At 65.3% G+C, this 12883-nt stretch carries 15 protein-coding genes; 4 read left to right on the forward strand and 11 right to left on the reverse strand.

Annotation, left to right across the window (positions count from 1 at the left end):
• Both fliF and fliE read right to left on the reverse strand, forming a co-directional pair.
• The coding region (gene fliF / locus Q0D45_RS03180; RefSeq protein WP_293388395.1) for a flagellar basal-body MS-ring/collar protein FliF at nucleotides 1-921 on the reverse strand (921 nt) is incomplete at its 3' end.
• A 21-nt stretch (nucleotides 922-942) separates the two neighbouring features.
• A complete protein-coding gene (fliE, locus tag Q0D45_RS03185) occupies nucleotides 943-1275 on the reverse strand; it encodes a flagellar hook-basal body complex protein FliE (RefSeq protein WP_293388397.1) in 333 nt (110 codons plus the stop codon).
• Nucleotides 1276-1608: 333 nt separating this feature from the next.
• On the opposite strand from fliE, the gene Q0D45_RS03190 reads away from it, so the two are divergent.
• Together Q0D45_RS03190 and Q0D45_RS03195 are read left to right on the forward strand one after the other, a co-directional pair.
• Nucleotides 1609-2526: a GGDEF domain-containing protein gene (locus Q0D45_RS03190; protein ID WP_293388399.1), complete on the forward strand. Its 918-nt coding sequence runs from the start codon at nucleotides 1609-1611 to the stop codon at nucleotides 2524-2526.
• A gap of 126 nt (nucleotides 2527-2652) precedes the next feature.
• Nucleotides 2653-3708, forward strand: coding sequence for an NAD(P)-dependent alcohol dehydrogenase (locus tag Q0D45_RS03195; RefSeq protein ID WP_293388402.1), 1056 nt, complete (start codon nucleotides 2653-2655; stop codon nucleotides 3706-3708).
• Nucleotides 3709-3760: 52 nt separating this feature from the next.
• Here Q0D45_RS03195 and Q0D45_RS03200 read toward each other — a convergent pair whose 3' ends face one another.
• From Q0D45_RS03200 to Q0D45_RS03240, 9 genes are all read right to left on the reverse strand, one after another.
• Complete coding sequence (locus Q0D45_RS03200) at nucleotides 3761-5290, reverse strand: sigma-54 dependent transcriptional regulator (protein WP_293388405.1); 1530 nt, start codon at nucleotides 5288-5290, stop codon at nucleotides 3761-3763.
• Nucleotides 5283-5681 (reverse strand): response regulator transcription factor, encoded by a 399-nt coding sequence (locus Q0D45_RS03205; RefSeq protein WP_293388408.1) that lies wholly within the window; start codon nucleotides 5679-5681, stop codon nucleotides 5283-5285. Before Q0D45_RS03205 ends, Q0D45_RS03200 begins: the two co-directional genes overlap by 8 nt.
• 67 nt (nucleotides 5682-5748) lie before the next feature.
• Nucleotides 5749-7227, reverse strand: a complete 1479-nt coding sequence (gene rpoN / locus Q0D45_RS03210; RefSeq protein ID WP_293388411.1) for an RNA polymerase factor sigma-54 — start codon at nucleotides 7225-7227, stop codon at nucleotides 5749-5751.
• 211 nt (nucleotides 7228-7438) lie between these two features.
• Nucleotides 7439-8074 carry a response regulator transcription factor gene (locus Q0D45_RS03215; protein ID WP_293388413.1) on the reverse strand — a complete coding sequence of 212 codons (636 nt, stop codon included), beginning with the start codon at nucleotides 8072-8074 and terminating at the stop codon, nucleotides 7439-7441.
• 2 nt (nucleotides 8075-8076) lie between these two features.
• The gene (locus tag Q0D45_RS03220; RefSeq protein ID WP_293388415.1) at nucleotides 8077-8415 is read right to left on the reverse strand and encodes a type II toxin-antitoxin system PemK/MazF family toxin; all 339 of its coding nucleotides are present in this window, start codon (nucleotides 8413-8415) and stop codon (nucleotides 8077-8079) included.
• Nucleotides 8402-8638, reverse strand: coding sequence for a hypothetical protein (locus tag Q0D45_RS03225; RefSeq protein ID WP_293388437.1), 237 nt, complete (start codon nucleotides 8636-8638; stop codon nucleotides 8402-8404). The genes Q0D45_RS03220 and Q0D45_RS03225 overlap by 14 nt, the downstream gene beginning before the upstream one ends.
• A 53-nt stretch (nucleotides 8639-8691) precedes the next feature.
• Nucleotides 8692-9267 (reverse strand): PilZ domain-containing protein, encoded by a 576-nt coding sequence (locus tag Q0D45_RS03230; RefSeq protein WP_293388440.1) that lies wholly within the window; start codon nucleotides 9265-9267, stop codon nucleotides 8692-8694.
• Between the two features lie 66 nt (nucleotides 9268-9333).
• On the reverse strand, nucleotides 9334-9735 hold the full coding sequence (fliS, locus tag Q0D45_RS03235) for a flagellar export chaperone FliS (RefSeq protein WP_293388443.1): 402 nt from the start codon (nucleotides 9733-9735) through the stop codon (nucleotides 9334-9336).
• 90 nt (nucleotides 9736-9825) lie between these two features.
• Complete coding sequence (locus Q0D45_RS03240; RefSeq protein ID WP_293388446.1) at nucleotides 9826-10224, reverse strand: hypothetical protein; 399 nt, start codon at nucleotides 10222-10224, stop codon at nucleotides 9826-9828.
• 128 nt (nucleotides 10225-10352) lie between these two features.
• On the opposite strand from Q0D45_RS03240, the gene Q0D45_RS03245 reads away from it, so the two are divergent.
• Nucleotides 10353-11624, forward strand: coding sequence for a TolC family protein (locus Q0D45_RS03245; protein ID WP_293388449.1), 1272 nt, complete (start codon nucleotides 10353-10355; stop codon nucleotides 11622-11624).
• A gap of 8 nt (nucleotides 11625-11632) precedes the next feature.
• On the forward strand, nucleotides 11633-12874 hold the full coding sequence (locus Q0D45_RS03250; RefSeq protein WP_293388452.1) for an efflux RND transporter periplasmic adaptor subunit: 1242 nt from the start codon (nucleotides 11633-11635) through the stop codon (nucleotides 12872-12874).
• Nucleotides 12875-12883 lie beyond the last annotated feature (9 nt).

Here is a 12883-nt window from a genome sequence, read left to right on the forward strand (position 1 = left end):
GGCGGCGGCGCCAGCACCATTGCGCGTGGCTTCCTCGCTGGTCTGCTCGCTGCGGATCGCCTGCGGATTCGGGTTGTAGGCTTCGCGCGCTTCTTCGGTGACGCTGAAATCGACATCCGCCGATACCTGCGCGCTGACCCGGCCAGCGCCCATCATCGGTGCCAGCAGCTGCTCGATTCGGCGCACGTAATCGGCTTCCACGCGACGCGCAAAGCTGAACTGTTCGGACGAGGCGTCGGCCTCGCTATTGTTGCCGTCGCCGGTCAGCAGATGGCCGTACTGATCGATCACCGTGACGGCCGACGGCTGCAGGTTGGGCACGCTCGACGCCACCATGTGGACGATCGACGCCACCTGTCCGGCTTCGAGCTGGCGGCCCGGATGCAGTTCCAGCAGCACCGACGCACTGGCCTGATCCCGCGAGCGGGCAAACGCCGAAGGCTTCGGCAGCGCCAGATGGACGCGTGAACTCTTCACCGACATCAGGCTGCCGATGGTCCGCGACAGCTCGGTTTCCAGGGCCAGCTGATAGCGCGCGGTTTCGATGAACTGGCTGGTGCCGAAACCCTGTTCCTCGCGAATCATCTCCATGCCCAGCGACGAACCTTTCGGCAAGCCTTGCGAGGCCAGGCGCAGGCGCGCTTCGTGAACCTTGTCGGCCGGCACGGTGACGCTGCCGCTCGCACCATCGAGCTTGAATTCGATGCCGGCAGCCCGCAGCGCATCGGCCACTTCGGCGGAATCCTTCTCGCCGAGGTTGGGATACAGCGGTGCCTGGTTCGGCTTCTGTGCCCAGAAGAACAGCGTGATGCCGGCGGCGATCGCCAGCGCGATACCGGCGATCGCCATCAGCTGGCGTACCGCAGGAAGGTCCTGGAGCTTGCGGGAAGCGAATCCCGCGGGAACTGCGATGTCAGCCATGGTCGTTTAGGTTTCGTGCAATCACAGCGGCATGTTCATGACGTCCTGATACGCGGACACCAGACGGTTGCGAACTTCGACCATGGCCTTGAACGAGACCTGGGACTTGGAGGTGGCGAGCATCACGCTGGCGAGATCGGTGTTGGGATCGCCGAGCTCGAATTTCTTCTGCAGCTCGCTGGCCTTGTTCTGGGTGCTGGAAACCGAGTCGATCGACGATTTCAGCATTGCGCCGAAACCGCCCGCGGCCTCGCTGCCGGCCTCGGTGGCCAACGGTGCCGACGGGCGATTCGTTGCCTGCGTCTGCAGTGCGCGAATCTGGGAAAGCACCTGGCTGACGTCGATCGTGTTCATCCGTGTTCGCCTAGTGATAGCAGGACTTGAGAGCGGTTCTGCCAGCGTTCGAGCAAGACCTGTTCCACGGCGAAAGCACACGGAAACCCCTGAAATCAGGCGGAATCGCGACAGATTTCCGACGCGAAACGATGCGCGAAACCGAGCTTCAGCGCAGTCCTACCTTCGGTCGGCCAACGATAAATGATCACTGTCAGCGGTCATCAATGCCGCCCACACTCACGTCATCAGCTGCTGTGCTGGCGTCGCCGACACACGCCTTCAGGAGCACTCGCGATGTCCCCTCCTTCCGAAACAACCGCCGCTGGCGATGAGACAGCAATGAGCTTACCGATGACGCAGATCGAAACCGAGCAACTTCGCGAAACCCTGGCCATTGCCCAGGCGACGATCGAGAGCAGCGAACGGTTCAGCCGTCATGGCCTGTTGATGCAGGCATTCATGGATGGCAGCGCCCAGCTCGCCTGGCTCAAGGACGAACGCGGCCGGCTGGTCTGGGCCAATCGCCGCTGGTTCGAGCAATTCGGCATCGACGAAAGCACGGCACCCGACAAGACCGATTTCGAACTGTTTCCCGAAGCGGAAGCGCAGCGCATCCGCGCGCTCGATCTGGAAGTGCTCGGCGGCCACACGCCGCAGCACAGCATCGAAACCATGCTCGGCAGCGATGGCCGCGAACTCAGCTGGCGGGTCACTCGCTTCCCGTTCCACGACGCCGCCGGCCAGCGCTATGTCGGCGGCCTGGCCGAAGACGACACCGAACGCGTGCGCCAGCACGAGATCGCCCATCGGCAGTCGATCACCGACAACCTCACCGGCCTGCTCAATCGCCACGGTTTCGACGCGCAGGCAGCGCCTGAACTGCTGCGCGCACGGCGTCGCGGTTCGTCCTGCACCCTGGTCTGCATCGGGCTCGATGGCCTGAGCGGCGTTCATGTGCGCCTGGGCTCTGCCGCCAGCGACGCGCTGATCTCGCTGGCTTCGATGATCCTGCGCAAGAGCTTCCGCACCACCGACATCGTCGCCCGCATCGATGGCGACCGGTTCGCGATCCTGGCGCCGGACTCATCCGGCGAAGTGGACGTAATCCGCCGCCGGCTGCAGGCCGCGGTCGCCGAGCTGTCGGCGAATCCGATCCTCGAAGCGCAGTTCGATTTCCGGATCGGACTGCTGCTTTGCGAGCCGGCCGGCAGCGAATCGCTGGCGCAGTTGCTGGACCTTGTCGAGTTGCAGATGACAGCCGCGAGCTGATCGCAGGGCTGGGCCAATCCGGGGATTCGCAAGCATTTTTTTGAACGCTTGCAGCACTCGATTGTCGGACGAGGAGTATGTTACCGATCGGTATCATTCACTCCCCGCCTGATCCGGAACCCGAAAATGTCCTTTACCTCGCTCAGCTACGCGGCGCCCGCCGCCAGCGTCCCGCTTGCTCCGTTCACGATCGACCGCCGAGCCCTGCGCCCGAAGGATGTCGCGATCGACATCCTCTACTGCGGCGTCTGCCACTCCGATGTCCATCAGGCCCGCGATGAATGGGGCGGCTCGAAATTCCCGATGGTGCCCGGCCACGAGATCGTTGGCCGCATCTCCGCCGTCGGCCCCGAGGTCAAAGGTTTCAAGGTCGGCGCTACCGTCGGCGTCGGCTGCATGGTCGACAGCTGCCGCAGCTGCTCCGCCTGCCAGGAAGGCGTCGAGCAGTATTGCGAAAAGGGCTTCACCGGCACCTACAACAGCAAGGATCGCCACGACGGCTCGACCACTTACGGCGGCTATTCCAGCCACATCGTCGTCGATGAAGCCTTCGTGCTGCGGGTCTCGGACAAGCTGCCGCTGAACGCTGTTGCGCCGCTGCTCTGCGCCGGCATCACCACCTATTCGCCGCTGCGCTACTGGAAGGTGGGCCCGGGCGACAAGGTCGGCGTCGTCGGCCTCGGTGGTCTCGGTCACATGGCGGTGAAGATCGCCAATGCCATGGGCGCCCACGTGGTGCTGTTCACCACTTCGCCCAGCAAGGTGGCCGATGCGGTCAGGCTCGGCGCCAAGGAAGCGGTGATTTCCAATGACAAGAAAGCGATGTCGGCACACCTCAACAGCTTCGATTTCATCATCGACTGCGTCAGCGCCCCGCACGATCTCAACGCCTACCTGGTGCTGCTCAAGCGCGAAGGCACGATGACCTTGGTCGGCGTGCCGGACAAGCCGCCGACCATCGAGATGGCACCGCTGGTGTTCAAGCGCCGTCACCTTGCCGGCTCGCTGATCGGCGGCGTTGCCGAGACACAGGAGATGCTCGATTTCTGCGCCGAGCACGGCATCGTGTCGGATGTCGAAATGATCGACATCAAACAGATCAACGAGGCCTATGACCGCATGGTCAAGAGCGATGTGAAGTACCGCTTCGTGATCGACATCGCGACCTTGAAAGCGGCCTGATTCTCGGGCGGCGCTGGGAACTGGCCGGCAGCGCAAAGGCTGCCGGCCGGTTTCAGGCCTCGAGGTCGGCGTCGTCGCGCTGCAGGCCGTACTTGCGCAGCTTCTCGACCAGGGTCGTGCGCCGCGTGTTGAGCAGCTTCGCGGCATGGGCGACCACGCCGGACGACTGCATCAACGCCTGCTTGATCAGGGCCAGTTCGATGGTTTCGATGTGGTCCTTCAGGTTGACACCATCGGGCGGCAACTGTGTCGAGGCCGACGGGAAGTAGGTGCTCGACGCCGACGACAGCGGCGGCAGGCTGCTGATCGCCGTGAAGCCGGACGAGCCCAGTCCTGAGCCGCTGGACTGGCTCCGCGCATTGACGGCAATCGGCTCGTGTTCTTCATCGGCCACCGCGGGCACTGACGTCACGGGCATCACCGGCAGCGCCACGTTCTGGCGATAGCGGCTCGGCAATTCGGCGATGCCGACCATCGAATGCGGATGCAGCACGGCCAGACGCTCGATCAGGTTCGACAGCTCGCGGACATTGCCCGGCCAGTGGTAGGCGCGCAGCGCGTGCACGGCATCGGGCGACAGCCTGACCGAACCATGACCGTTGCGACGCATGGAGTCGATCAGGTCGTCGATCAGCAGCGGCAGGTCTTCCAGGCGCTCACGCAGCGCCGGCATTTCAATCGGGAACACGTTCAGGCGATAGAACAGATCTTCGCGGAAGGTGCCCTTGATGATGTTCTCTTCGAGGTTGCGATGGGTCGCGGCGATGATCCGCACCTCGCAGCGCATGCTGCGATTGGAGCCCACGCGCTCGTAGGTGCGTTCCTGCAGCACTCTCAGGATCTTCACCTGCATCGGCAGGGTCATGTCGCCGATTTCGTCGAGAAACAGGGTGCCGCCATCGGCCATCTCGAAGCGGCCCTTGCGCGAGGTGATCGCGCCGGTGAAAGCGCCCTTCTCGTGGCCGAACAGTTCCGATTCCAGCAGCTCGCTCGGGATCGCGCCGCAGTTGACCGCGACGAAGGGCTTGTCGCGACGCGCCGATTGCTCGTGCACCGCGCGCGCCACCACTTCCTTGCCGGTACCGGATTCGCCGGTGACCAGTACGGTGGTGTCGTGGCCGGCCACCTGTTCGACCATGCGCCGCACCTTGCGGATCGGTGCCGAATTGCCAGTCGGGCCGACCAGGCGAATGGCCGCAGCTTCCTGATCCATCCGTACCAGACCGGCACGGCGGAGCAGATCGTTCAGCTGGGCATAGCGCACCGGCTGTTCGAGCGCAAAGCAGGCGCTGCGATCGAGACTGAATTGCTCGCAAATCGTTTCCTGGCGCGTTGGCGAGACCAGCAGCGGTGGATGGTGGCGATCGCGCTTCAGCCATTCGACGAAGCGGCCGAGCGCAGCCGGATCCGCTTCCTGACCAACGATCACCGCCAGCCATTCCTGGGGCTTGCGATCGGCCAGCTTCAGCGCGGCCGCGCTGGGCACGCAGACCGGCACGAAATCGATGAACTGCAGGATCGAGGCGAGTGTGGCCGAGCTCTGCTCGTCGCCGTCGATCACCAGCACGCGGGATTCAGCCATGCGCGCCGCCCTCCTGTACCGATGCCGCCATGTTGGCGCGCACGTACTCGGCGATGCGGTGCTCGTAATCGTGCTTGGAAATGAAGCCGTCGGCACCGGCCTGCGCGGTGTGCTCGCGGTGCTCGGCATCGTCGTAATGGCTGGCGATCAGGATGCGCGGCGGCGTGTCCTGCGCCTTGATCAGCCGGGTCGCCTGCAGGCCGCCCATGCCGGGCATCGACAAGTCCATCAGGATCAGATCGGGGCGCAGTTCTTCGGCGAGACGCACGGCGTCGTAGCCGTCATGGCCGAGGCCGACGACGCTGATTTCCGGCACCGTGGCCAATAGATGGCGCGCCAGCACCAGAAACGCTTCGTTGTCATCGACCAGCAAGGTACGAACGGTATTCATGGGTTCCCCACGGAATTCTCTGGGCCGCGTCTGCGGCCTTGGCTCGCGGTTCAAGCAACGATCCGCATCAGCTCGCCATTCTGACTGCAATGGGTACCGCGATCCGTCTGCGTTCCTTGGCCGGTGCAATTTTCATGGCTTCGCGGTACTTGGCGATCGTCCGTCGGGCAATCAGCACGCCGCCGCGGGCAAGGATAGCGGCGATGGCACCATCGCACAGCGGCGCGCTCAGCTTCTCGCCATCGACGATGCGGCGGATCATTGCCCGCACCGCAATGCCCGAGGTATCGCTCTCCGCGCCCTGGATCTGGCTCGGGAAGAAATCCTTCATCGAGTACACGCCCCAGGGCGTGGCGACGAACTTGTTGGAGGTCACACGGCAGACGGTGGACTCGTGCATGGCGATCGCATCGGCGACTTCACGCAGGGTCAGCGGCAGCATGCCCTCCTCGCCACGGCGCAGGAAATCGCGCTGCCGCTCGAACACCACGCGGGCCGTCTTCAGCAAGGTTTCATGGCGCATTTCCAGGCCGCGAACCAGCCAGCGCGCCTGCTGCATCTGATCTTTCAAACCGCGATGGGCGCTGGCCGAAGTGGCCATCATCCGCTCGTAGGTGCTGTTGATGCGCAGCTTCGGCAGGCTGGCCGGATTCAGTTCGATCTTCCAGGCACCGGCGACGCCGCTGACGATCAGATCCGGCACCACCGCCTGCGCCGGTTCGATGCGCGAGGCACCCGGCTTCGGATCGAGCGTGCGGATCAGATCCATCGCCTGGATCATCCGGGTTTCAGTGGCGCCGAGTTCGCTGCGCAGCTTGCCGAAATCACGGGCGGCGACGCGCTCCAGATGATTCATCACCAGTGTTTCCGCCAGGTTGCGGCCCGGCGTGCCGGCTTTGATCGCTTCCAGCTGCAGCAGCAGGCATTCGCGCAGATCGCGGGCGGCGAAGCCGGTGGGCTCGACGCTCTGCACGGTGGTCAGCGCAGATTCGAGTTCGTCCATCGTCACCTGCCATTCGGCCGGCAGGCCGGCGAGGATCATCGCCAGTTCGGTTTCCAGATAACCGTTGTCGTCGATGTGTTCGATGATCGCCACCGCCAGCTGCCAGTCGCGGCGGCTTTCGATGATCAGCTCCAGCTGTTCGAGGGCGGCAACCCGGGCGTCCTCGATCGGCGCCGCCGCGCGGCGGGCTTCGATCGGCTCGCCGTCTTCGGTCGGTTCGCCACCGGACCAGGACTCGGCGCTGGACCAGTCGAAATCGGCATCGACACGATCACCGGCGGCTTCATCGCAACCGCTGACCGCCACTTCGGTGGACTCGCTGCTGGCCTGCGTGCGGTCGATCAGCTCAGGAGACGGCGCCTCGGCACCGGCGGTCGTCGGGGTGACGTCGTCATGGCGCTCGAGCAGCACATTGCCTTCCAGGGCGGTTTCCACTTCCTGTTCCAGCTCGATCGCCGAAAGCTGCAAAAGGCGAATGGACTGAAGCAGTTGCGGAGTCATCGCAAGGTTCTGCGACATGCCCATCCTGGTGGCCGGCTTCATGGTTGCGCTCCGTTGTGTGATTCCGTGGAGCCATCCTCAGTCAAAGCGCAGCATCGCCCAATCAGTTTATTCCTGACCGGATGTCAGCAAAATCCTGACCAGTGTCAAAAGCCGATCAGTGGATTCGCCACTGGTCCGGAAATTGCCCTCGCCGGTCCGGATGCAAGCTTTGGGCGAGCCCGTGGTTCCAGCGTGGGCCGGCCCACATCGCTCAACTTTCTGCGCCTTCCAGACCGGTGCGGATCGCATAGCGCATCAGCGCATTGGTGCCGTAGAGGCCGAGCGCGTCCATCATCCGCGCCCGGTGGGTTTCGACGGTCTTGGTGCTGATGCCCATCAGCTGGGCAATTTCCTTGGTCGACTTGCCGCGGGCGATCATCTGCAGCACCTGCTGCTGGCGACGCGGCAGGGTCACGCTGTCCTCGGCACGCGCCGATTTGCGCACCCCGACCAGCGTGTGCGACACGCTCGGGCTCAGGTAGGTCTGACGCTTGGCCACCGCTTTCAGCGCCAGTTCCAGTTCCACCGCTTCGCCATGCTTGGACAGATAGCCCACCGCGCCGGCCTTCAGCGCCGCGCGCACCTGCGAAGCCTCCGAACGCGCCGACAGCACCATCACCATGGTCTGCGGGTAGTGGCGGCGAATCTGCTGCAGCACGTCGAGGCCGTTGATCGTCGGCAGGCTCAGGTCGATCAGCGCCAGATCCGGCTGCTGCCGGGCCACCAGTTCCAGCAACTGCTGGCCATCGCCGGTTTCGCCCAGCACCTCGGTGCCGGCAATCGCTTCGCAGAGCTTGCGGATGCCGGCACGGATGAGCGGTTGGGAATCGGCGAGGACGAGTCGCATGCTCAGACCGAAAGAACCAGCTTCAGGCCGCTGTCGACCGCTTGCATGACGCTGGCGGGCAAGGCTTTGACTCTTGCGGTCAACAGGGCTTTGTCGACGGTCAGCAGCTGCGACACGTTGATCACCGATGCCTTCGGCAAGCCGGATTCGCTCTTGCCGATACGGACATTGCCGGGCGCCGCCGCCAGCGCCAGATTCGAGGTGACGACGGCGACGATCACCGTGGCGATGCGGCTGTCGTTATAGGGATTGGCCTGCACCACCAGCACCGGCCGGCGCAGGCCTGGTCCCGAACCCGTCGGCTCCGGCAGATCAGCCCACCAGACTTCACCACGTTTCATCGGCGAGCGGCTGCATTTGGGCACGCGCCAAAGCCGGATCGAGGTCCGACGCCTGATTGCCATAGACGGCATCGAGCTGCTCGCGAATGCCGATATCGCCATGACTGACGACGTAGGCCGCAACTGCGTCGGCGTAGAGCTGGCTGCGCGATTTCTTCTGCTGGCGCGCCACCTGTTCGGCGGCGCGGAACACGGAGTCAGGCACGGAGATCGCGATCTTCATGCGCCGACGGTATCACCGAGGTATGACCCGGACAAGGCACGACGACGCCTTGTTCAAGCTGAGGCGGTACGCCGAATACCCGCAATCGCTCTGCGGTGTCGCAGGAAGACGTGGCGTTCCAACGCCGTCTGCAGCGCATCGCCGAAGGCTTCGAAACGGGCATGGCATTCGTCGCCATCGACATGGACGATGCGCGCCGGCCAGACCAGCGGCTGCGGCACGCTGCGATTCAGGCGCAGCGACACCAGCCCGATGTCGCCGAGCGGCTGTTCGCCGCTGAACACCAGGCCCTGCCAGGACAGGCGCACCCGACGCGCTTCCGCCGCCGGTGCGTTCTGGCTGACCAGAAAGCCAAGCAGATCGATGACCAGGTTCAGCTTCTGGTTCAGCCGTGCGATCTCGGCATCGATCGGCGAGCTTTCATCGGCCGCGGTACCACTGCCGCGCTGCTCGTCGAGCAAGGCGACGGCCGCGAGCACGCGCAGATTGTCCTCGTTGAACTGCTCCAGACGCACGGCGCCGGGCAGCGCGACCAGCGGCGTCCAGCTCACCGGCATCGCCGCGTCATAGCTCAGCGCATCGCCGAGCGGAGCGCTGACAGCGGCAGTCATCGGGTTCGGATCAGGCATGAAGGACTCCGTGCAAGGCCTGCGCCTGGCAGCCGGGCGACGGATCGCTGACGGCCCCTCCCTCGATCAGTGCGCTCTGGCGCGCGCCGTGATCACGTCCCAGCCGCCCTTGATCTCGCGCAGCAGGCCGATCACTTCATCGACGGCCGCCGGATCGTCGGCCAGGTTTGCGGCCGGCAGGCGGCCGAGCATGTAGTCGTAGAGGCGGCGCAGATTGCGGGCGATGTCGCCGCCGGCATCGACATCGAGCACCAGCCGCAGATGCTCGATGATCGACATCGCCGAGGTCAGGTAATGGTGCTTGGCCTCGCGCTCCTGGCGCAGCATCGCGCCGCGGGCATGCGCCAGGCGATCGATCGCGCCGCCGAGCAGCATCTCGATCAGCTTGACCGGATCGGTCTCGACGGTCGCCGCCGCGATGCCGGTCTGGCGGTACTGGTTCATCGCGGAATTCATGTAATGGGCCATCGCCGTTTCCTTCATTTGCCTGCTTCGTCTAACGGCCTCACGGGCAGGAACTTGAGCGCGCAGTGCGCTTCCTGGGCTCGTCATGAAGCGTCATTCATTCGGCACCGCCTTCAGCTCTGCTAGGCTTCCCAGGTGATCACCACCCGCCCCTTGCTGCTGGTTCTGGCCTGCATTGCCGTCTTGGTGATGCGGCTGGGCGGTGTTCATCAGCATCTCTGCTTCGATGGCTCGGAAGCGCCGAGTGCGCTGCACTTCGTCGATGGTGGGCTGCATCACGTCGACGGCGAGCATGGCGTCTCGATCGACGACAGCTTTCATCACCACGATGTCGAAGTCTCGGCCGCCGATGACGGCGTGACCAAACTGCCATCGCTCGATCTGCCGGTGCTGGCACTGCTGATCGCGGTCAGCTTGCTGATGCCGTTCGGCCGACGTGGTGGCTTGCGCCCGGCCCGCCCGATAGCCCGTCTCGCGCAAGCTCCACTGCATTTACGACCGCCACTGCGCGGGCCACCCCGCTTCTCTTTCGCGTGATCTGAACGCGCCCGGCCGCTGAGGCTCGGGCATCGAATGCCGCTGGCGCCACGCGCGCCGCGGCTTTGAGAAGGAGATGAACCATGTGGTCGTCATTCGCTCGCCGGCTGTGCGTCGGCGTGCTGTCCCTGCTTCCCGTCGTGGCTGTTGCCGAAGCGGAAGCGCCCCTGCAAGGCCCGCCGATCCGGCTTGTGCAGGCCGTTGCCCAGGCCTTGGAAAAGAACCCGGACCTCGCTGCCTTCGGCTACGAGTTTCGTGCCCAGGATGGCCGCAGCGTGCAGGCGGCGCTGGTGCCGAATCCGCTGCTGAACTTGAGCGTCGAGGACGCACTCGGCAGCGGTGCTCGCAGCGGCATCGACAGCGCCGAATTCACCATCAGCCTGAGCCAGGTGCTGGAGCGTGGCGCGCGCCAGAGCCGCATCGCCGTTGCTGCTGCCGGGCGCGACAAGCTGGCTGCCACGCAGCTCGAGAAGCTGGTCGATACCGCGGCCGAAACGGCGCGCCGCTACGGCCATGTGCTGTCCGATCAGGCGCAGCTGGTAGTCACTCACGAAGCGATCGAACTGGCGCAGCAGACCGTCGACCTGGCGCGCAAGCGGGTCAAGGCCGGCGCCGTGCCGTCGGCGGAAGTGGCGCGCGCGATGGCGGCGCTGGCGCGGGCCGAGCTGGAACACGAGCACGCCGAGCACGAACTGCTGACCAGCCGCCGCCAGCTCGCTTCGCTGTGGGGCGATCGAGAACCGGCGTTCGGCACAGCGCTGGGTGATCTGATGGTGTTGCCGGCGCTGGCGCCGTTCGAAGCGCTGGCCGAGCGGCTGCAGGCCAATCCGGCGCTGCTGGCGTTCATCGCCGAACAGCGCGTGCGTGATGCCGAGCTGCGGCTCGCGGAGCAGCGCCGCAAGCCGGCCTGGCAGGTCTCCGCCGGCCTGCGTCGCTATCAGTCCGGCAATGACTTCGCGGGCGTCTTCGGCCTGTCGATCCCGCTCGGCGTTCGCGATGCCGGCCAGGGTGCGGTGGCCGAAGCGCAGGCCTTGTCCGAACAGGTGTCGGTGCAGCGCACGGCGGCCGAGACGCGCGGCCTGACCCAGCTGTTCGAGCTGTTCCAGGAGCTGAAGCACGCGCGCACCGCCGCCGACACCCTGGACCGCGCCGTGCTGCCGCAGATGAGCGAAGCGCTGCGCCAGACCGAGTACGCCTACAGCCGCGGCCGCTATGGCTACCAGGAACTGATCGCCGCCCAGAAAGAACTGCTCGAAGCCCGTCGCGCGCGCATCCAGGCCGCTGCCGACGGCTGGGGCTACGCCACCGAAATCGATCGTCTGACCGGCGCGCTGCCGGCGCGGACCACGCCATGAGAACCCCGATGAAGCTTGCCAAGCGATTGCTGCTGTCCCTGTTGCTGACCGTGCTGCTCGCTGCCTGCGGCCGCGAAAACACCAACCCCGAAACCGCTGCCGGCGAGCATTCCGAAGTTGCGGAGCCCGCCAAAGGTCCGAACGGCGGACGCCTGCTGGTCGATGGCGCATTCGCGCTGGAACTGGCGATCTTCGAAACCGGCGTGCCTCCGGAATTCCACGCCTGGGCAAGGCTCGATGACAAGCCGCTGGCACCCGCCGATGTCGCGCTTGAAGTGAGCCTGGCGCGCCTCGGCGGTGCGATCGATACGATCCGCTTCGCACCGAAAGACGCCTTCCTGCTCGGCGACGCCGAAGTCCGCGAACCGCATTCCTTCGACGTGACGGTGACGGCTCGCCACGCCGGCAAAGCGCATCGCTGGACCTACGAAAGCCACGAAGGCCGAGTGCAGATTCCGGCCGAAGTCGCGGCGGCATCGAAGCTGGTGACCGAGACGGCTGGCCCGGCGACGCTTTCCGAAACGCTGAGCCTGTATGGCCAGATCGCGACCAATGCCGAGCATCAGCGCGAAGTCGCAGCGCGTTTTCCGGGCTTGATCAAGAGCGTGCGGCGTTCGCTCGGCGATACCGTCAAGGCCGGCGAAACACTGGCGGTGATCGAAAGCAATCTGAGCCTGGAGCCGGTGGCGCTGACCGCGCCGATGGCCGGCGTGATCACCGCGCGTGATGCCAATCCCGGCGAGCAGAGCGGCGAGCGGATGCTGTTCACGATCACCGATCCGGCCTCGGTCTGGGCCGAGCTGTCGGTGTTCCCGCGTGACCGCATGCGCGTGCGGCCCGGTGCCGTGGTTCGCGTGCGAGCGGCCGATGGCGGCGACGTCATTACCGGCAGCGTGTCGCGCATCGGCCTCGAAGCCGGCGGCAATCAGGCGGTCACTGCCCGCGTGGTGCTCGACAACCGCAGCGGCGCATTTCCGCCCGGCACTTTCGTCACCGCCGACGTCGAAGTCGGCAGCATCGACGTGCCGCTCGCCGTGAAGACCAGCGGCCTGCAGCAGTTCCGCGAGGCCAGCGTGGTCTTCGAGCAGGTCGGCGATCTGTACGAGGTGCGGATGCTCGCACTCGGCCGTCGCCATGGTGCCTTCGTCGAAGTGCTCGATGGCCTCAAGCCCGGGGCGATCTATGTCAGCGGCAACAGTTATCTGATCAAGGCGGACATCGAGAAGTCCGGCGCCTCGCACGACCATTGAGGCGAAGAC

This window comes from Nevskia sp. (assembly GCF_023266035.1).
Taxonomy (GTDB): domain Bacteria; phylum Pseudomonadota; class Gammaproteobacteria; order Nevskiales; family Nevskiaceae; genus Nevskia.